This is a genomic window from Pseudomonas sp. S2_F03 (genome assembly GCF_054668335.1).
This window is the reverse complement of record NZ_CP162759.1, coordinates 2,067,022-2,086,634: the sequence shown is the minus strand read 5'-3', so window position 1 is coordinate 2,086,634 and position 19,613 is coordinate 2,067,022. Positions and strand designations below refer to the sequence as shown.

General features: G+C 58.1%; 12 protein-coding genes and 1 pseudogene. 5 read left to right on the top strand and 8 right to left on the bottom strand.

Annotated features, from left to right (window positions below; translation table 11 throughout):
- Nucleotides 1–8: 8 nt before the first annotated feature.
- The 4 genes from AB4N76_RS09875 to AB4N76_RS09860 all read right to left on the bottom strand — a co-directional run bounded on the left by AB4N76_RS09875 (nt 9) and on the right by AB4N76_RS09860 (nt 6,778).
- On the bottom strand, nt 9–599 hold the full coding sequence (locus AB4N76_RS09875; protein ID WP_460164421.1) for a hypothetical protein: 591 nt from the start codon (nt 597–599) through the stop codon (nt 9–11).
- 79 nt (nt 600–678) lie between these two features.
- Entirely contained in the window at nt 679–1,209 is a 531-nt protein-coding gene (locus tag AB4N76_RS09870) for a hypothetical protein (RefSeq protein ID WP_046028590.1), read from the bottom strand.
- A 217-nt stretch (nt 1,210–1,426) separates the two neighbouring features.
- Nucleotides 1,427–2,680, bottom strand: a complete 1,254-nt coding sequence (gene glyA, locus AB4N76_RS09865; RefSeq protein ID WP_046028588.1) for a serine hydroxymethyltransferase — start codon at nt 2,678–2,680, stop codon at nt 1,427–1,429.
- A 249-nt stretch (nt 2,681–2,929) separates the two neighbouring features.
- Entirely contained in the window at nt 2,930–6,778 is a 3,849-nt protein-coding gene (locus tag AB4N76_RS09860) for a sensor domain-containing protein (protein WP_460164420.1), read from the bottom strand.
- A gap of 285 nt (nt 6,779–7,063) precedes the next feature.
- Between AB4N76_RS09860 and ettA the strand changes: the two genes are divergently transcribed.
- Together ettA and gdhA are read left to right on the top strand one after the other, a co-directional pair.
- Nucleotides 7,064–8,728 (top strand): energy-dependent translational throttle protein EttA, encoded by a 1,665-nt coding sequence (gene ettA / locus AB4N76_RS09855; protein WP_046028585.1) that lies wholly within the window; start codon nt 7,064–7,066, stop codon nt 8,726–8,728.
- 368 nt (nt 8,729–9,096) lie between these two features.
- A complete protein-coding gene (gdhA, locus tag AB4N76_RS09850; protein WP_046028584.1) occupies nt 9,097–10,434 on the top strand; it encodes an NADP-specific glutamate dehydrogenase in 1,338 nt (445 codons plus the stop codon).
- On the opposite strand, the gene AB4N76_RS09845 is transcribed toward gdhA, so the two are convergent.
- The 3 genes from AB4N76_RS09845 to AB4N76_RS09835 form a co-directional block, all read right to left on the bottom strand.
- Nucleotides 10,431–10,925: a GreA/GreB family elongation factor gene (locus AB4N76_RS09845; RefSeq protein ID WP_460164419.1), complete on the bottom strand. Its 495-nt coding sequence runs from the start codon at nt 10,923–10,925 to the stop codon at nt 10,431–10,433. The genes gdhA and AB4N76_RS09845 overlap by 4 nt on opposite strands.
- A gap of 180 nt (nt 10,926–11,105) precedes the next feature.
- Nucleotides 11,106–12,959 carry an Lnb N-terminal periplasmic domain-containing protein gene (locus AB4N76_RS09840; RefSeq protein ID WP_109786304.1) on the bottom strand — a complete coding sequence of 618 codons (1,854 nt, stop codon included), beginning with the start codon at nt 12,957–12,959 and terminating at the stop codon, nt 11,106–11,108.
- Nucleotides 12,960–13,051: 92 nt separating this feature from the next.
- The gene (locus AB4N76_RS09835) at nt 13,052–13,540 is read right to left on the bottom strand and encodes a DUF3015 domain-containing protein (protein ID WP_046028578.1); all 489 of its coding nucleotides are present in this window, start codon (nt 13,538–13,540) and stop codon (nt 13,052–13,054) included.
- Between the two features lie 280 nt (nt 13,541–13,820).
- Here AB4N76_RS09835 and AB4N76_RS09830 point away from each other — a divergent pair, with 280 nt between their 5' ends.
- Together AB4N76_RS09830 and AB4N76_RS09825 are read left to right on the top strand one after the other, a co-directional pair.
- Entirely contained in the window at nt 13,821–16,259 is a 2,439-nt protein-coding gene (locus tag AB4N76_RS09830) for a Lon protease family protein (protein ID WP_046028577.1), read from the top strand.
- Between the two features lie 322 nt (nt 16,260–16,581).
- On the top strand, nt 16,582–16,923 hold the full coding sequence (locus AB4N76_RS09825; RefSeq protein ID WP_046028575.1) for a PA4575 family protein: 342 nt from the start codon (nt 16,582–16,584) through the stop codon (nt 16,921–16,923).
- 5 nt (nt 16,924–16,928) lie between these two features.
- Here AB4N76_RS09825 and AB4N76_RS09820 read toward each other — a convergent pair.
- Nucleotides 16,929–18,757: pseudogene (locus AB4N76_RS09820) on the bottom strand (hypothetical protein).
- A 170-nt stretch (nt 18,758–18,927) separates the two neighbouring features.
- Between AB4N76_RS09820 and AB4N76_RS09815 the strand changes: the two are divergent.
- The gene (locus AB4N76_RS09815) at nt 18,928–19,416 is read left to right on the top strand and encodes a TIGR00645 family protein (RefSeq protein WP_046028571.1); all 489 of its coding nucleotides are present in this window, start codon (nt 18,928–18,930) and stop codon (nt 19,414–19,416) included.
- The last annotated feature ends 197 nt before the right edge of the window (nt 19,417–19,613 follow it).

Genomic DNA, 19,613 nt, shown 5'->3' with positions numbered 1-19,613 from the left:
GCCGCCGCTCAACGGTATTGAATGCCTGGATCGTCAGACCTCATCGGGGCTGCTGACGTAAGGGGCATTTCTTTCCAGGATGTGCAGATTGAAAGCCAAGGGGAATCCCCTTTGTCTGCGACATAAAGATAGGTTGAATCATGCTCTTTGTGTTGATGTAGAAGTCCAGACTCCTTCGGCTGCAGATAAATACTGAGCGATTCACTTTTTATAGTATCAAGGGTCAGCATGTTTCCGCGTTCGTCTCTCAGCGCAAAGACGTTCGAGTCATCAGAAGGGAATGCCCCAAGTAATCCGTTGTCACTCATGCTGAGGCATTTTCCATAATAATCCCCTGCTGTTCGGACATAGAGCCTGTAATGACGCTGCGTATGCCTGAAATAAAGCTGTAGGCGAGGTTTGGCGTCTACCGGGACATCAGGGCGAAAACCAATTAAGTGTGAATCATCCCGGCTTTGACGCTTTCCAGTGAAAAATCCACCGCTGGCAAGTCCTGAGTTGACTATTGCCCGTTTGCCAAGTGCGATGTCCAGGAAATTCAATAACGTTGTTTCTGTGCCAAAGGTTGCGGTGAAAGATAGTTGTCGGTCGGTTTTCATTTCAGGCTGTCCATGCTTGATTTTAGTTCGTCCATGTTGATTTTTTTTTCGTTCAATATTGGCAGGTCGGGAGAATGACTCAGAGAGTGCCTCGGGTCAGTATTTCAAGTTTGAAGTCCAGAGGCTGTGCTTTGACTTTGCCTGTACAAACCAGGCCGCCTACCGCTGTATTGCCCCGTACGCTGAGCGTCCGGCCGCCCCGAGTCTGAATCCGGAGTGTCGGAGTGTCGTTGTCGATCTGGTCGAGGGTTATGACGTTTCCGTTTTTATCTAGCAAGTTAAAGGTTGTCTGGTCATGGTCAGGGCGGAAGGCGCTGATGAAGTCTTTGTCTTCATTACTCAGTGCATACTGGTGATACGGGCCGTCAGTGATCAGATAAATTGAGTAATAGTCGTCGATGCAATGAAACTCGAATTTTAGCTGCTTGGGTGCAGTGTTTGCTTTAACGCAAAGATAACTGGATACGTCCATATTGGCTTCGAAAGACCACGTGTCAAAATCAAGTTTTTTGATGCGTGTTGTTTTGCCGTGGGTGATGCCTGGTAAATGCAAGTTGCCATGGCTGGTTGTCATTGTGGCAATAAAGGATCGCTCTTTGTTTTGGCTCATGTTGTTCATTCCCTGTGTGTAGTTTTAATTTGTAAAGTTGGCCGAAGTTGTCGGCTGGTTATTAAGCTAACAGTCGAGGGGCGGGAATGAGTAGTTGTTTTTGGGCTTTGATGTTTCAGTAGTTTTCAATTAGAGAAGTGTCGAAGTTTGCAGGGGTGCAAAAATAACAGGCAAAAAAAACCCGGCTGTCAGGCCGGGTTTATTCAAGCTGCTGCTATCAAGCGCCGTAAACCGGCAACTTCTTGCAGATGGCCTTGACCTTCTCACGAACGGCGTCGATCACCGCTTCGTTGTTCAGGTCAGCCAGGATGTCGCAGATCCAGCCGGCGAGTTCCTTGCACTCGGCTTCCTTGAAGCCGCGAGTGGTCACAGCCGGAGTGCCGAAGCGCAGACCGGAGGTGACGAACGGGGAGCGTGGATCATTTGGTACGGAGTTCTTGTTCACGGTAATGAATGCTTTGCCCAGAGCGGCGTCGGCGTCTTTACCGGAGATTTCCTGCTTGATCAGCGACAGCAGGAACAGGTGGTTTTCAGTACCGCCGGAAACGACGTCGAAACCGCGTTCGATGAACACGCCGGCCATGGCCTTGGCGTTTTTCACCACTTGTTGCTGGTAGGTCTTGAACTCAGGCTGCAGTGCTTCCTTGAAGCAGATCGCTTTAGCGGCGATCACGTGCTCCAGCGGGCCACCTTGGGCGCCCGGGAATACCGCGGAGTTCAGCTTCTTCTCGATGTCGGCATTGGCGCGAGCCAGGATCAGGCCGCCACGTGGACCGCGCAGGGTCTTGTGCGTGGTGGTGGTCACGACGTCAGCGAATGGCACCGGGTTCGGGTAGACGCCAGCGGCGACCAGACCGGCCACGTGGGCCATGTCGACGAACAAGTAGGCGCCAACCTTGTCGGCGATTGCACGGAAGCGCGGGAAGTCGAGGATCTGCGAGTAAGCAGAGAAACCGGCTACGATCATTTTTGGCTTGTGTTCAACCGCCAGGCGCTCGACTTCGTCGTAGTCGATCAGGCCGTTGGCGTCGATGCCGTACTGGATGGCGTTGTACAGCTTGCCGGAGGACGAAACGCTGGCGCCGTGGGTCAGGTGACCACCGTGGGCCAGGCTCATGCCCAGGATGGTGTCGCCAGCCGACAGAAGGGCCAGGTAAACGGCGCTGTTGGCTTGCGAACCGGCGTGCGGCTGAACGTTGGCGTAATCGGCGCCGAACAGTTCTTTTGCACGGTCGATGGCCAACTGCTCAACGACGTCGACGTACTCGCAACCACCGTAGTAGCGCTTGCCCGGGTAGCCTTCGGCGTACTTGTTGGTCAGAACCGAGCCTTGAGCCTCCATCACCGCTGGGCTGGTGTAGTTTTCCGAAGCGATCAGCTCGATGTGTTCTTCCTGGCGCTGAGCTTCTTGCTCCATGGCGGCAAAAAGATCGGCGTCGTACTTGGCAATAGTCAAATCACGGCTGAACATGGCGGTCCTCAAGGATCGGGGGCAGAAAAGGGGGGCATTCTAACCCAACGGGTTTTGGATGGCATATGAAACGACATCATGTCGCAGACAAGTGGGCTTCATGAAGGGATCAGCGGTGATCATGCAGGCCTCATCGCGGGCAAGCCCGCTCCCACAAGTTCTCGGGTGTACATAAAATGCGCGAACACTGAAGATCCACTGTGGGAGGGAGCTTGCTCGCGATGGGGTCATCAGCCTCTCAGCAGGACTTCAGTCGAGCATGAAGAGGGCATCATTGCTGAACTGTGCTTCAAAGCGGCTGGGTGGCATCGGCCGGCCGAACAGATAGCCCTGAACCTCATCGCAACCATGCTCGCGCAGGAAGTCGAGTTGCTCTTGGGTTTCCACGCCCTCGGCGATCACCGCCAGGTTCAGGCTGTGTGCCATGGCGATGATCGCCCGGGCAATTTGCGCATCCTGTTCACCGGACGGCAGGCCATCGACAAACGTGCGGTCGATTTTCAGAACGTCGATCGGGAACTGCTTGAGATAGTTGAGCGATGAGTAGCCGGTGCCGAAGTCATCGACCGCAATGCTCAGACCTAGGTTTTTCAACCCGGCGAGAATCTGCATCGCCTCGCTGACTTCGCGCATCAGGATACTTTCGGTCAGCTCCAGCTCCAGGCACGCCGGCGGCAGGCCGGTTTCCTTGAGGATGGTGGCGATCCGCGTGCCCAACTGGCCGTCGGAGAACTGCCGCGCCGAGATGTTCACCGATACTTTTGGCACGCGGACTTTCGTCTGGTGCCAGGTCTTGAGCTGGCGGCACGCTTCGCCGATGACCCAGTCGCCGACATCCACCACCAGGCCGAGCTCTTCGAGCACCGGAATGAAATCCCCCGGCGGCACCAGCCCGCGTCGTGGATGACTCCAGCGCAACAGGGCTTCGGCACCGGTCAAGCGTTTGCCGTCGCCGCTGAATTGCGGCTGGTAATACAGCACGAATTCGTTCTGTTCCAGGGCGTGTCGCAGATCACTTTCCAGCTCCAGGCGTTCCAGTGCGCTGGCGTTCATGTCCGCCTGATAAAACTGGAAGTTGTTCTTGCCGCGTTCCTTGGCGTGGTACATCGCCGTGTCGGCATTTTTCATCAATTGGCTGAGTTCATTGCCGTCCTGCGGGCTCAGGGCGATGCCGATACTGGCCGTGACGAAGAACTCGCGGCCCTCCAGTACAAAGGGTTTCACCAGGCTGGCCAGAATCTGTTCCGCCACATGGATCGCCCGGTTCAGCGCGATTTCGCGGTTGACCCGGGGTTGCAGCAGCAAGGTGAATTCGTCGCCACCCATGCGAGCCACGGTGTCGTCATCATCGACGCAGCCGAGCAGGCGCGTGGCCATTTCCTTGAGCATGCGGTCGCCGGCGGCGTGGCCGAGGGAATCGTTGATCGGCTTGAAACGGTCGAGGTCGAGGAACATCAGCACCACCCATGACTTCTGCCGGTCCGCCGATTGCAGCGCCGTGTGCAGGCGATCCTGGAACAGCGTGCGGTTGGGAAGATGAGTCAGGGCGTCGTAGTAGGCGAGGCGGTGAATCCGCTGTTCACTGGCCTTGCGCTCGCTGATGTCGCTGAAGAAGCACACATAACTGGCCAGGTCGCCTTCGTCGTCCAGCACCGCCGTGATTCCGACCCAGGCCGGGTAGTGCTCGCCGTTGCGGCGCTTGAGCCAGACTTCGCCTTCCCACGTACTGTTCTGATGCAGTTGCTTGAGCACGTAGCGCAGATGAGCGTCCTGCTGCTCGTCGACAGTCAGCATGTTCGGTAACTGGTCGAGCACTTGTTCCACGGCATAGCCGCTGACGCGACTGAACGCTTCGTTGGCCTGAACGATGTAACCGGCCGGGTCGGTGATCAGAATCGCCGAGGTCGAGTGTTCAAACACCGTGGCCGCCATGCGCAGGTCTTTCTCGGCGCGGCGTTGCTGGCTGATGTCACGACCGACCCCCAGCACGCCTTCAAACGCGCCGTGTTCGTCCCAGACCAGCACCAGTCGCAACTCGATGGGAATCTTGCGGCCATCGGCGCGCAGGCAATCGAACAGGAACAGTTGGGTCTGCACCTGGCTGCGCAACAGTGCCAGTTGCTCGGGTTTATCCAGCGCTTTGCTGACCCGGTCCATCAAGGTGAAGATGCCGGTCAGTTGTTGCGGGTTGGCGACGATCGATTGCCAGCCGTTCTGGAAGATCCACTCTGCGTCATAACCCAGCACGGCTTGCACCGAAGGGCTGACGTAGTTGAGCGACAGTTTGCTGTCGGTGGAGAAAATCACGTCGCTGATGCTTTCGGCGAGCATCCGGTAACGCTGTTCGCTGTCGCGCAACGATTCACTGGCTTCGATCTGATCGGTGATGTCCTTCGCCACCCCGATGATGCGCGTGACCTGATTGTGCTTGTCCCGTGCCAGGGCCTGTTCACGAATCTCGAACCGCCGCCATTTGCCATCACGATGACGGAAGCGCAGTTGGCACTGCATCAATTGGCTGTAACCCGCCTGACGCTGGATCTGGCGCGAGCGATGGTAGAAATCGGCATCCTCGGGGTGCAGCAGGATTTCCCAGAAATACTCACCCATCTGATGCAGTTCGGTAGGGTCGTATCCGAGGGTCTGGCCCAGGTGGTGGTTGCTGAAAATCATCCGCTGGCTGATTACGTCCTGCACGTACAGGTGATCCGGCACGGTGCGCACCACATCGGACCAGAATCCTTCGCGTTCCAGCAGTGACAGCTCGATCAGCTTGCGGCTGGTGATGTCGGTAATGCTCAGGATCACCGCTTTATAGTCGTTCTGATCGACCGGCAGGCGCAGGACCAGCCACAAGTGCTGATCGCGGTCGTTGGCACCCTGCAGTTTGATTTCCAGCTCAAGCTGTCGCTGCTGGTTAAACACCGCTTCGAGCACTTGATTGCCAATGGCCGTGCCGTTCTGTGCATTGCCGTCGATCAACAGGTTCCAGGCCTGCCCGCAAGCATTGACGTTGAGCAGTTGCAGGGCAACCTGGTTGACCTCGGTGATGCGCAACTCCTGAAGCAGTTGCCGGCGTTGTTCCGGGCGCTCAAGCCAGGCCTGCAATTGTTCGTTGCTCTGCAACTGCGCCTTGTCGAAAGCGCCCTTGAGCCCCGATACGTCGAGTACACAGAGTGCAACGCCGGTGCCTTCGAAAATGTCCTGGTAGCGTCGACGCCCCTCATTCAACTGGCGTTGGCGGCGGCGCATGTTCAGCAGCGCAATGAACGGTAGCAGCGAAAACGCCAGGCCCAGCAGGCATTTGCCAATGAACGCCGGCAGCAGCTCTTCGAGCACCCGTTGCCGATCGAACAACCCGCGCATTTGCCAGTCGCTGCTGCTCAACGGCACGGTCAGCACACTGCTGGCCAATTCATCCGGCGTCAGCACGGCTGGCGTGCTGGAGGGCACGGCATCATCGCGGCTGATGATCTGGCGATTAATGCGGTTTTCCACCAGCCACAGCGGACGGATGCCGGCCTCGCTCTGTTTGGTCAGCGTCGAGAAAAAGGTCGGTGTCAGGCGCAGGGCCCAATAGCCTCGGGAGCTGCCGCTGGCTTGATGCAGCAGTAGGTGCACCACCGAACCGTCATCGGCGTTGCTGAAGTAGTGGGCCTGGGCATGACTGCGCCGGACCAGATCACTCAGGTAGTCGGCGTCCTGACTGTCATCGGCGCTGTCGTTGAGGATTTTCCCGGAGGGGCTGAGCAACGCCAGGCTGCGTAGTTCCGGTAATGACTGTTGCAGCTTGCGCAGTAACGCCCGCTGTTCGTCGGCGCTTTGCGGTTGTTCGACGATCGGTAGCAGGTTGAGGGCGATTTGCGCGTTGAGCGCCATGTTCAGGCTGACTTGCGCGGCCAGGTCGGCGGTGTAATCGATGGTGTATTGGCGCTGGTGTTTCTGGGTTTCGCGAAGTTGATCCAGCAACTGCCAGAACAGCAGGGCGAGCAGCAACAGAACGAGTGTCGCCAGCGCGCCTTTCAGGGTTCCGCGCAGGGGCGAGCCGGTCGCAGGACTGGGAGCGCTCACGGAAGCTTGCGGAGTGGCATTAGACAAACTGGAATCCTGCGGTTTGACTGGACTGGCGCGACGTGCACTATAAGCCTGACGCCCGAAGGGCGGCTAGCATGCCTTGAGTTGTGGCTAAGTGCCAGCCCCTGTCGGCTGGACTGCCTTCCGTCAATCAGGTAGCTTTGCCGGTTACGCGGGAGCGTTCCAGCTCCTAGACTCAGACTTTTTCAGCGTGCACGTATTGATCGCCATCAATCGGACGACGCGCACAGTCTGGCCAGGCTTCGCCTGCGCTCCAATCATTCATCTGTCACTGACCCAAGGTTCTCCATGGCTCAATACGTCTTCACCATGCATCGGCTGGGCAAAGTGGTTCCGCCGAAGCGGGAAATCCTGAAAAACATTTCTCTGTCGTTCTTCCCTGGCGCCAAGATCGGCGTACTCGGCCTCAACGGTTCGGGTAAGTCCACGTTGCTGAAAATCATGGCCGGCGTCGACACCGAGTTCGAAGGCGAAGCCCGTCCGATGCCGGAACTGAACATCGGCTACCTGCCACAGGAACCGATCCTGGACCCGACCAAAACCGTGCGTGAAGTGGTTGAGGAAGCGGTCAGCGTGATCAAGAACGCCCAGGCGCGCCTGGACGAGGTCTACGCGGCTTACGCTGAAGAAGATGCCGACTTTGACAAGCTGGCGGCTGAACAGGCCAAGCTCGAAGCCATTCTGCAGGCCAGCGACGGTCACAACCTTGAGCGTCAACTGGAAGTCGCCGCCGATGCGCTGCGCCTGCCAGCATGGGACGCGAAAGTCGAATTCCTGTCCGGTGGTGAAAAGCGTCGCGTGGCCCTGTGCCGCCTGCTGCTGTCCGCTCCGGACATGCTGCTGCTCGACGAACCAACCAACCACCTGGACGCCGATTCCGTCGCCTGGCTGGAGCACTTCCTGCACGATTTCCCGGGTACCGTGGTTGCGATCACGCACGACCGGTACTTCCTGGACAACGTCGCCGGCTGGATCCTCGAACTCGACCGCGGTGCCGGCATCCCGTACGAAGGCAACTATTCGGGTTGGCTTGAAGCCAAGTCCAATCGTCTGGCTGCCGAATCCAAGCAGCAGTCGGCCCACGAAAAAGCCATGAAGGAAGAACTGGAGTGGGTGCGCCAAGGCGCCAAGGCCCGCCAGTCCAAATCCAAGGCTCGTCTGCAACGCTTCGAAGAAATGCAATCGCAGGAATTCCAGAAGCGCAGCGAAACCAACGAGATCTACATCCCGGCCGGTCCGCGCCTGGGCGACAAGGTCATCGAATTCAAGAACGTTTCCAAGGGCTACGGCGATCGCGTGTTGATCGACAACCTGTCGTTCTCCATGCCTAAAGGCGCCATCGTTGGCGTGATCGGCGGTAACGGTGCCGGTAAATCGACCCTGTTCCGCATGCTGATGGGCAAGGAAACGCCGGACTCGGGCAGCATCGAAGTCGGCGAAACCGTGCAACTGGCGTGCGTCGATCAGAGCCGCGAAGACCTGGACGGCAGCAAGACTGTGTTCCAGCAAATCTCCGACGGTTCGGATCAGATCCGCATCGGCAACTACGAGATCCCGTCGCGCACCTACGTCGGTCGCTTCAACTTCAAGGGCGGCGATCAGCAGAAGTTCGTCAAGGACCTGTCCGGTGGTGAGCGCGGTCGCTTGCACCTGGCCCTGACCCTGAAGGAGGGCGGCAACGTCCTGCTGCTCGACGAACCGTCCAACGACCTCGACGTTGAAACCCTGCGTTCCCTGGAAGAAGCACTGCTGGACTTCCCGGGCGCCGCCATTGTGATCTCTCACGATCGATGGTTCCTTGACCGCGTCGCGACGCACATCCTGGCGTACGAAGACGACTCGCAAGCGGTGTTCTTCGAAGGCAACTACACCGAATACGAAGCCGACCGCAAAAAGCGTCTCGGCGAAGCAGCTGCCCAGCCGCATCGTGTACGGCACAAAAAACTGGCCTGATACCGGATCGGTTGCATGAAAAACGGAGCCTTCGGGGCTCCGTTTTTTTATGCGTTTTTCAGTGGGATCGCGGTGAATTCATCGCAGGAAAGCCCGCTCCCACGGGAATGTGGATTGCCCGGGATACGCAAAGCTTCACGGACACAGTGGGAGCGGGCTTGCCCGCGAAGACGGTGTACCTGATGGTGCAAGACTTGAGTTGTGAATCCCCATTCAGGTGCAAAAAAGCTAAAAAACCAGATTAATTTATATCCTGCGCACCATTTAATTTCATAAATGCGACGTTATGCGCTGTTCTCGTGCATGAATCGTTTGTTACAGTCCGGCTCAATCTCCTCCAACGACAATAAATTTGCCGAGACTTTTCCATGATCGAATCCGTCGAATCCTTCCTTGCTCGCCTGAAAAAACGCGACCCGGATCAACCCGAGTTTCACCAAGCGGTTGAAGAGGTCTTGCGTAGCCTGTGGCCGTTTCTCGAAGCCAATCCACACTATCTGACCTCCGGCATTCTGGAGCGTATTTGTGAGCCGGAGCGGGCGGTTGTTTTTCGGGTTTCCTGGGTCGACGATCAGGGCAAGGTGCAGGTCAATCGCGGGTTCCGCATCCAGATGAACAGCGCGATCGGCCCCTACAAGGGTGGCTTGCGCTTCCATCCCTCGGTGAATCTGGGCGTGCTGAAGTTCCTCGCGTTCGAGCAGACGTTCAAAAACTCCCTGACTTCACTGCCAATGGGCGGTGGCAAGGGCGGTTCGGACTTCGACCCTAAGGGCAAAAGCGACGCCGAAGTCATGCGCTTCTGCCAGGCGTTCATGAGCGAGTTGTACCGCCACATCGGTGCCGATGTGGATGTGCCGGCCGGTGACATTGGTGTCGGCGCCCGGGAGATCGGCTTCCTGTTCGGCCAGTACAAGCGCCTGAGTAACCAGTTCACCAGCGTGCTGACCGGTAAAGGCCCGAGCTATGGCGGCAGTCTGATTCGCCCGGAAGCCACCGGTTTTGGTTGTGTCTACTTCGCCGAAGAGATGCTCAAGCGTCGCGGATTGACGGTCGAGGGCAAACGCGTGGCGATCTCCGGCTCCGGCAATGTCGCGCAATACGCTGCACGCAAGGTGATGGACCTTGGGGGCAAGGTTATTTCGCTGTCTGATTCCGAAGGCACGCTGTACTGCGAAAGCGGTTTGACCGAAGAGCAGTGGCTGGCCGTGCTGGAGCTGAAAAACGTCCAGCGCGGTCGTATCCGCGAACTGGCCAGCCGTTTTGGTCTGGAATTCCGTGGCGGCGAACTCCCGTGGTCCCTGAGCTGCGACATCGCACTGCCGTGCGCGACACAAAACGAGCTCGATGCCGAGGCCGCTCGCACCTTGCTGCGCAACGGCTGCATGTGCGTGGCGGAAGGCGCGAACATGCCGACGACCCTTGAGGCCGTGGACGTGTTCATTGAAGCAGACATTTTGTTCGCGCCAGGCAAGGCGTCGAATGCCGGCGGCGTTGCCGTGAGCGGGCTGGAAATGTCGCAGAACGCCATGCGCCTGTTGTGGACCGGCGGTGAAGTGGACAACAAGCTCCACGCGATCATGCAGTCGATCCATCACGCCTGCGTGCATTACGGCGAAGAGAACGGGCGGGTCAATTACGTAAAAGGTGCGAACATCGCCGGCTTCGTTAAAGTCGCCGACGCCATGCTCGCCCAAGGCGTGGTTTAAGCCGGTTCGATGCGGATAACTTCAATCAATTGATCTCCGGCGGGGCGTTGCCACAGCACTTCAGCTTGCAGTGGTGCACCCAGCAACGCGCGCCCCAGTGGCGAGTCCCAATTGATCAGGCCATGCGCGGCATCGGCCTGATCCTCGCCGACCAATTGCACACGGTGTTCGGTGTCGTGTTCGTCGGCGTAAGTGACCCAGCTGCCGATCTGCACTTTTACCGTCGAGGTGGCGAGCGGCACGACTTGAGCGCTGCTCAGGCGTTGTTTGAAGTAGCGCAGGTCCCGTTCCAGATCTGCCACGCGCTGTTTGTCGGCCTGTTCGCCCTTGGCGGACTGCTCGGCATGCAGGGCTTGCAGTACAGCGACCTTGCCCTGTAACAGGCTCAAGCCTTGGGGCGTGACGTAATTGGGCTGCGCACTGACCTGCCGTTCGACCGGCTGATCGGCTTGCGCGGCAGCGTTATCTTCGTTGACGAATGCGCGGCTCATGGTGATCTCCCGTTATAGGGTTTGGGCCATGGTTGCAGGCTTTTAGTTTCGGTGGATGTCTGTGTACGACTCATGGCGAGCGATGGGCGCGGACGAGGCTGTTCAATGGGCTATCAGTCAGTATTGATGATGAATGGTAAATCGCTATCGCGGGCAAGCCCGCTCTCACAGGGATTTACGTCAATAGTGATACCACTTCACCTCTAGCATCACTTCATTCTCGGGTGTGGCGAGGTGACTGAAGTCGCGCTGGGCACTCAGGCGCAGGCCCAGGTTACGCGACAGTTCCCACTGCTGATTCAGGCTAATGTTTCGGCGCACTTCGCCATTGGTGAAGAAGTCGCCTTTGGTCTCCAGGCTGAAATTGCCCAGCGGGTTGTTCCACAGCACACCGGTGTTGAAGCCCGCCGCCGGGGCGATGAAAGCGGCGAAGTCGTTATTGTGTTCAACGCGCACGGTGCCCAAGGCAAAGCCGAGCAGGTCGTCACCCAGTTGCCAGGTGCCGCCGCCACCGCCATTGACGTGGCTGACCAGGGTTTCGTCGTCATGCTTGCCCGGCACGCGCTCCAGACCGCCGGTCACCTGCCACGACAGCGGTTGCAGCAGCTCGTTGCGCGGGGTCAGTGAGCGAATCGTTGCCAGGTCTAGCTGCTGAAACTGCCATTGATTGCCTTCGTACTGGCGCAGTTTCATTTGCAGGATTTCGATCTGTGCGCCGAGCGGGAAGCTTTCGGCGTTGTCGTTGAGATCGTGATAGGCCATGCGCAGGCCGTACTCGCCAAATGCTTTATCGCCCCGGGTGCCGATGCCGGCCTGCCAGGTGCGCGATTCATGGCCGTCCTCGGGCAGGCCGGGTCGCGGGATGTCCAGTTCCGGTGCGGGGTTCTGGTTGATCGCCCGCAGCAGTTCGAAACTGCGTTGCGCCCGCGCCGGGTCGCGTTCCTGGCCGTTGGCGCGGTAGCGTTCCAAGCGATAAGCGGCGTCGATGATCAGCGCCTGGCGGTCTTTGGGTTGAGCCTTGAAGGCGGGGGCCTGCAACTGTTTCTGATCCGCGCTGACGTTCAGCACCCATTGCTGTTCATCAGCGTTCAGCGGTTCGGCGCGACTCAACAATTCACGCTCGCGGGACGGGCGATACGTTATCGACTCGACTAGCCCGGCTTCCTTGACCGCTTTGACGGTGTCGGTGGGGATGGCGGTCAGCGGGAATTGCTCGGTCAGGCGCAGGCTCGGTCGTGCCACCTGAAGCAATTCGAGCAGGCGGTAGGAGCAGTTTTCGTCGAAAAAGAAGTAGTCGAACTTGATCTGCTTCAGCTCCCAGACGTGCTCGACCATGCGTGCGGTTTCGGGCTGGGTCAGGTTCAGTCGGTATTCCCACAAATCACGGTTCTCGAGACTGCGGTATTCCGAGAGTTTTTCCTGATACGGCACCAGTGCGAACAACCCGGGATAACCGCCCATCAAGCCTTTCCAGGCGTAAAGGATGCTGTTGTCCGAACCTTCGATGTAGGCACCAAAATTGATGGCATAACTGAGCAGGGCGGTATGGTCGCTCTGCACGTCTTTCTGGTCGATGCGCAATAACGTGTGGCCAAACATTGAAGACGGACTGTTCAAGTACGCCGCCGGGAAAATCATCACCGCGCTGTCGGGCGAGACGTCCTTGAACCATTGCTTGAACTCGGCGCAGTCCAGTGTCGGCAGGTCCGTCAGATTGAGCTGGGCTTTCAACCAGCGGGTGCGGGCCGGGTAAACGCATTGGGCGTGTTGTTCGCCGGCACTGGCCGGGGCGTACAGCGCTTGCACGGTCGCGGCCAGTTCATGGTCGGGATGTTCGTTGCCATCAGGCGCAAGAAAGAACTTCTGGTCGCTGACATAGCTGCGCCAGCCGCCGAGCTTGGCGGTTTCGTAGTGGCCCAGGGAAATCCAGAAGGGGTCGTTGGCCAGTTGCTGCAAACGTTGATTGTCGAGGTGTGGCGCGGCGGACAGCGGGGCACAGACACAGAGCGCCAGCCAGGCAAGGCGTTTGAGCATAGTGAGCAACTTAAAGTCGAAAAAAACAAAGACCCAAAGAGGGGCGGGCCAAAAAATAAATCCGCTCCCCGAAAGGAGCGGGCGGTTCGAGCTTAAGCTTGAGTGGCGTACTTGGCCAGACGCGGATCGCTCTTCAGAACGGCCAGGGTGTTGGTATGCACGTCTTCAGCGGTCACGTCAGCCTTGCTGAAAATTTGCTGGAAGTGTTCGTGAGTCACCGCAGCGAAATGTGCACGGTCTTCCGGCGCCACGCCCAGTACCACGGCGTAAGTGGTTAGCGCTTCGCCCTGACCTTTAGCCATGTCTTCGGACAGCTCGTTCATCATGCCATTCATGGCAATCCAGGATTTACCGCCGTAGGTCAGCGATGCATTCGTGGCGCAACCGTTGGTACCGGAGGTCATGCCGAAGGTCGCGTTGCCGGAGGTGCCGTTGGTGGTGGAGGCCATGAAGTGAGCCGGGGTGCCACGCTGACCTTCGAACAGCATGTTGCCCCAACCGCAATCCGGGCCGCCTGGCGCCTGTGCCATGGCATTGATGGATACAGCGGTGAAGAGAGTACCGAGAAGAATCCGTTTCATAGCTATGTTCTCTTTGTGTGCATACCGATGGACTAGGGGGTTCTGGCCCATTCTGGCGCCAGTGGGCCGGTTATTTATCCAGCCGCGCAGTTTGGAGTTTAGGCACGATCCGGGGGTTCCGTGTTTTTTTGCAAAACATTCGCTGAAATCATGGATTTAGCCCCGGTCCACCTGGGGATGGCGGCTTGCCGATGCTTTGGCTTGAGGTGCGCCTTGCAAGTGAGGTATGGGCAGCGCCAGAATGCCGCTATCTGCCCCGCCTGATTGTTAAGGAAGCCCGATGCCTGATCCTGTTGCTGCCAGCTTGCGTCTAGCGCCTGAAGCGCTGACCCGTCCGTTTTCCGCTGAACAGTTCAGCTTCTCTACCACCAATGATCTGGAGCCCTTTCGCGGTGTGCTTGGCCAGGAACGTGCGGTTGAAGCCTTGCAGTTCGGTGTGGCCATGCCACGCCCTGGTTACAACGTTTTTGTCATGGGTGAGCCCGGTACCGGCCGGTTTTCTTTCGTCAAACGCTACCTGAAGGCCGAAGGCAAACGCCTGAAGACCCCGGCGGACTGGGTCTACGTCAACAATTTTGATGAGCCGCGCGAGCCTCGAGCCCTGGAATTGCCGTCGGGCACTGCGGGCGCCTTCATTGGCGATATCAATGGCCTGATCGATAACTTGCTGGCGACGTTTCCTGCGGTGTTCGAACATCCGTCCTACCAGCAGAAGAAAAGCGCCATCGACCGCGCCTTCAACCAGCGCTATGACAAGGCTCTGGATGTCATCGAGCGCCTGGCCCTGGAAAAAGAAGTCGCCCTGTATCGCGACGCCAGCAACATCGCGTTTACCCCGATGAGTGAAGGCAAGGCGCTGGATGAAGCGGAATTCGCCCAGTTGCCGGAAGCCGATCGCGAACGTTTCCACGAAGATATTTCCGGTCTGGAAGAGCGTCTGAACGAGGAACTCGCCAGCCTGCCGCAATGGAAGCGTGAGTCGAGCAATCAACTGCGCCACCTCAACGAAGAAACCATCACCCTGGCCTTGCAGCCGCTGCTGTCACCTCTTTCGGAGAAGTACGCAGAAAACGCGGCGGTGTGCGGTTACCTGCAAGCGATGCAGGTTTATTTGCTGAAAACGGTTGTCGAGCAACTGGTCGACGACAGCAAAACCGACGCCATTGCCCGCAAGTTGCTGGAAGAGCAGTACGCGCCAAGCCTGGTGGTCGGGCATTCGGCCAGCGGCGGTGCGCCGGTGGTGTTCGAGCCGCACCCGACGTACGAAAACCTGTTTGGCCGTATTGAATACAGTACCGACCAAGGCGCGTTGTACACGACCTATCGGCAGCTGCGTCCGGGTGCCTTGCACCGGGCCAACGGCGGCTTCCTGATTCTTGAAGCGGAAAAAATGCTCAGCGAGCCGTTCGTGTGGGATGCGCTCAAGCGCGCCCTGCAATCGCGCAAGCTGAAAATGGAATCGCCGTTGGGTGAGCTGGGTCGACTGGCCACCGTGACCCTGACGCCGCAACACATTCCGTTGGCGGTCAAAGTCGTCATCATCGGTGCCCGCCAGCTGTATTACACGCTGCAAGACCTCGATCCGGACTTCCAGGAGATGTTCCGCGTCCTGGTGGACTTCGACGAAGACATCCCGATGGTCGACGAGAGCCTGGAGCAGTTTGCCCAGTTGCTCAAAACCCGCACTTCCGAAGAAGGCATGGCGCCGTTGACGGCCGATGCGGTGGCGCGTCTGGCCACGTACAGTGCACGCCTGGCCGAGCATCAGGGGCGCTTGTCGGCGCGTATCGGTGATCTGTTCCAACTGGTCAGCGAGGCGGACTTCATTCGTCACCTGGCCGGCGATGAAATGACCGACGCCGGTCACATCGAGCGTGCGCTCAAGGCCAAGGCCACGCGTACCGGGCGCGTTTCAGCTCGGATTCTCGACGACATGCTGGCCGGTATCATCCTGATCGACACCGATGGCGCGGCGGTCGGCAAGTGCAACGGGCTGACGGTGCTGGAAGTCGGCGACTCGGCCTTCGGTGTGCCCGCGCGGATTTCCGCCACGGTGTATCCAGGTGGCAGTGGCATCGTCGACATCGAGCGCGAAGTTAACCTCGGCCAGCCGATTCACTCAAAAGGCGTGATGATCCTCACCGGGTATCTGGGCAGTCGTTACGCCCAGGAGTTCCCGCTGGCCATTTCCGCGAGCATCGCCCTGGAACAGTCCTACGGGTATGTCGATGGTGACAGTGCGTCGCTGGGCGAGGCGTGCACGCTGATTTCGGCCTTGTCGAAAACACCGCTCAAGCAGTGCTTTGCGATCACCGGGTCCATCAACCAGTTCGGCGAAGTGCAGGCCGTGGGCGGGGTCAACGAGAAGATCGAAGGTTTCTTCCGGCTTTGCGAAGCGCGCGGGCTGACCGGCCATCAAGGGGCGATCATTCCGCAGGCGAACGTTGCCACGCTGATGCTCGACGAGAAAGTGCTGACCGCCGTGCGCGCGGGGCAGTTCCATGTCTATGCGGTGCGTCAGGCGGACGAAGCCTTGAGCCTGTTGGTGGGCGAACCGGCAGGTGCGCCGGATGAAAATGGCGAATTCCCTGAAGGCAGCGTCAATGCGCGGGTGGTGGAGCGTCTGCGGGTGATTGCCGAGATGATCAGCGAGGAAGACCTCAAGGAAGCCGAGAAAGAGATGGCGCAGGAGGCGTTGGCCGAAACAAAACCAGCGTGACGCGGTTTTGAGCTGAGTTCATACACCTCCTGTGGGAGCCGAGCTTGCTCGCGATGAGGCACTGACATTCAACATCTTTGTTGGTTGAAAGTCCGCTATCGCGAGCAAGCTCGGCTCCCACAATTTTTTGTGGTGTATGCCGAAAGTGCCATCACTCTGGCGTCAATCTTCACACAATGACCATTCGGCGCCTTCTGGTCTCGCCTGGCGTGCTAGTCAAACTTTTCTTCTATTCTCTGGTTCAGGGATATCGACAGTAATCACAGGATCGAGACAGCCTTCCCGTGGGGGCTGAATACCGGATCTACCGAGGGTCGCCGCCATGTCGCGCAACCTCTGCCTTACCCGTCAATGCCTGGGTCTTGTCACCCGTATCGAATGTGCTATCCGCCCTCTGGCGGGAGATACGGGCATGTGGACCCTGCTCTTCGCCGCCGGAATGGCTGGCGAGCAACCCTCGGCCATCAAGGCGCAAGGCCCGTTTCATGGCCCTTTCGTGGCTGAATCCATCCTCGACACCATTGTTGAAAGCCTGACCCTGCACGGCTACGAACTGGCCGACGATCCACAAATCTGGTGCCTGCACCTGCAAGCCCAACTGCGGGAAATCAATGGTGGCCGTTGCCGCAATCTCGGCGGGTTCGAGTATCGGCCCGATCACTGAGCGGCTTATTGATCAAGCTGGCTCATATCAGCCTTGGCCAGTTTGACTTCGAAACCGTACTGCACGGTGGCGAGGTCGGTTCGCTGATAACTTTCCAGTTGTGTGGGCTGGCCATAGAAGTAGTGCACGTCGAATAACGCCGGGCCATCGGTACTGGCGTCGTGCGTGACCGCAAGAATCTCCTTCAGGTAGTTCCCACTGTCATCCTTGGCGAAAAATCGCCAGTCCTGCGCAGGAAACAACTTCACATCCACCATCAGCGCATTGCCTTTGAGCTCCAGGCCCTTGGGTAATTTGCGGGTGTCGAGCGTCTGTTTGTCGACGGTGGCCAGAAACAACGGCATGGAGCCCACTGCGAAGGCCGGTGTTTGCGCAAACAGGTTCAGGTCATAGGTGATCGTGCCGCGCAGAGGGTCGACCTGGTAAGCCTCTGGCGGCAGTTCAATCGGTTCATCGCGTTTGCCGTTACTGTCCGCGGTAAAAAAACTGACCGGGCTATCGCCGGGGCTGAAAGAGTTGCCAAGCAATTCGTCATTGAAGCTTCTGGGGTGAGTGAACTCGATACGCGCTGCGCTCGGGTCTTCCACCGACTGATTGACGTTGATGCTTTTTTTCAGCTGTTCCTCACTCAGTGTCGCGCCCTTGAGCCAGTTCGGCACCTGATCGTCGTACACCACCACCGGCAAGGTCAGCGGCTGAATGGTTTTTGCCGTGGTATGCGAGTCGAAGCTCAGTACCGTCAGCTTCAGGTCCTTGCGGGTTACGGTGACGCTCGAGAAGTCCAGCAGGCTGACTTCAAGGGTCTCGATCGGCCCGTTGAAATACACCTTGGAATAGTGCCGGCCCTGCTGCTTCTCGAACGTGCGCTGTTCTTCATCGAGCTGATGTTCGAACGCCTCGCTCCAGGCCTTTTGTTGCTGCATTTTCGCCAGTTGTTTTTGATAGAAGGCAATTTGCGTGGCGGTTTCGTTGATCGAGCCGGCCCGCGAGAGAAATTGCCCGGTGGTGTCTTTGGCCTGGACAATCAGGGGGTTCAGCGGCGTTTCACCGACTTCGGGAGCCACTGGCGCGCTGTTGGTGTATTCGATCTCGGCGTAGTTCTTTTCAAGCTTCAACAGGGTCACGCTGAGGTTGTCGTTGGTGCGGGTCTGGCCAACGTCCTTTTTGCTCAGGTCGAAGCTATAGAGCCGGTGCGGTGCGATCACTTCGACTTTGCCTTGCAGGCTCACCGGTTGCGGCTGGTTTTTTTGTCGACATCCAGGCCTTCGATGAAAGGGTAAGTCACCGTCAGGTCATCGGGGTTGGTCAGGTTGGAACTCGACGGGCTGAGTTGAATGCCGGGATCGGTTTCCGACCATTCGGGCTGGAAGGGGATGACTCGTTTGTTGCTCAGTGTCACCGACTGCCATTCCAGGCCATGGGGGAACAGGAACGCTGCCGGAATACTGAAATTGAAGGGGAACACCGGTTGCAGGTCGGTCAGGTAATCGGAGCTGGAATCCTTGTGCAGCACAAACAGGCCATTGATGTAGGTGTCGACCAGAGCCTGGGGCGTGGGGTAGTGCTTGAGCACGGCGAGGGCATCTTCGCCGTATTCGGTTTCCACCGGTTTGCTGTCGAGTTTGAGCTGCGCACGTTCAAGCAGCAGGAGTGAACCGCCGAGTTCGGAGACCGCGTCCTTGAGTTTCGGGTCCTGGATCTGATCCAGTGACTGCTCGAACTGCGCGGTTTTTTCCTCGAGGCTGACCTGATGCTTATCCTCGCCGGGCGAGCAGCCGCTCATCAGCAGAATCAGGCAGATACCGGCACTCGATAAAGGCAATCGCACATCCATTTTCCAGTCTTCCTGTCCGATGTCGCTGAGCGGTCAATAGTCTGGACACTAGCAGAAAAACTTTGTGACACACGCGCAGGTGGCGGATTTCTCGACGGTTTCTGGCTGCTTCTGGGTATAGACAGGTGGCTGATATACTCGCCGCCATTTCCAACCCTGTGTGAGATTCAATGGAACGCTTTATCGAAAACGCAATGTACGCCTCCCGCTGGCTGCTGGCGCCAATCTACTTCGGACTGTCCCTCGGGCTACTGGCGCTGGCGCTGAAGTTCTTTCAGGAAGTTTTCCACGTTATCCCTAACGTATTCTCGATGGCGGAGTCGGATCTGATCCTGGTGCTGCTGTCGCTGATCGACATGGCGCTGGTGGGCGGTTTGCTGGTGATGGTGATGATTTCCGGTTACGAGAACTTCGTCTCTGAACTGGACATCGACGAACACAAGGAAAAGCTCAACTGGCTGGGCACCATGGATTCATCTTCACTGAAGATGAAAGTGGCGGCTTCTATCGTGGCGATTTCCTCTATCCACCTGCTGCGGATCTTCATGGATGCCAAGAACGTCGATCCCGAGCATTTGAAGTGGTACGTGATCATTCACATGACGTTCGTGATATCGGCGTTCGCCATGGGCTACCTGGACAAGCTGACCAAGCACTGATTCGCCCACCCCTGTAGGAGCAAGGCTTGCCTGCGATGGCTACACCTCGGTCTGACGATAAACAGCGGTGATGCCATCGCGGGCAAGCCATGCTCCTACAAGGGTTATTCGGTCGAACCGGACGGGCGGTGTCGTTTCTGGCTTGTACTTTGATGCGCCGAAGCCTATCCCTGTAAGTAGTCTCGGCTCGTCACTGT

Excerpts from the sequence above, each read along its gene's own strand:
- AB4N76_RS09875 (WP_460164421.1), bottom strand. The coding sequence starts at position 599 with ATGAAAACCGACCGACAACTATCTTTCACCGCAACCTTTGGCACAGAA.
- AB4N76_RS09870 (WP_046028590.1), bottom strand. The coding sequence starts at position 1,209 with ATGAGCCAAAACAAAGAGCGATCCTTTATTGCCACAATGACAACCAGC.
- glyA (WP_046028588.1), bottom strand. The coding sequence starts at position 2,680 with ATGTTCAGCCGTGATTTGACTATTGCCAAGTACGACGCCGATCTTTTT.
- ettA (WP_046028585.1), top strand. The coding sequence starts at position 7,064 with ATGGCTCAATACGTCTTCACCATGCATCGGCTGGGCAAAGTGGTTCCG.
- gdhA (WP_046028584.1), top strand. The coding sequence starts at position 9,097 with ATGATCGAATCCGTCGAATCCTTCCTTGCTCGCCTGAAAAAACGCGAC.
- AB4N76_RS09845 (WP_460164419.1), bottom strand. The coding sequence starts at position 10,925 with ATGAGCCGCGCATTCGTCAACGAAGATAACGCTGCCGCGCAAGCCGAT.
- AB4N76_RS09840 (WP_109786304.1), bottom strand. The coding sequence starts at position 12,959 with ATGCTCAAACGCCTTGCCTGGCTGGCGCTCTGTGTCTGTGCCCCGCTG.
- AB4N76_RS09835 (WP_046028578.1), bottom strand. The coding sequence starts at position 13,540 with ATGAAACGGATTCTTCTCGGTACTCTCTTCACCGCTGTATCCATCAAT.
- AB4N76_RS09830 (WP_046028577.1), top strand. The coding sequence starts at position 13,821 with ATGCCTGATCCTGTTGCTGCCAGCTTGCGTCTAGCGCCTGAAGCGCTG.
- AB4N76_RS09825 (WP_046028575.1), top strand. The coding sequence starts at position 16,582 with ATGTCGCGCAACCTCTGCCTTACCCGTCAATGCCTGGGTCTTGTCACC.
- AB4N76_RS09815 (WP_046028571.1), top strand. The coding sequence starts at position 18,928 with ATGGAACGCTTTATCGAAAACGCAATGTACGCCTCCCGCTGGCTGCTG.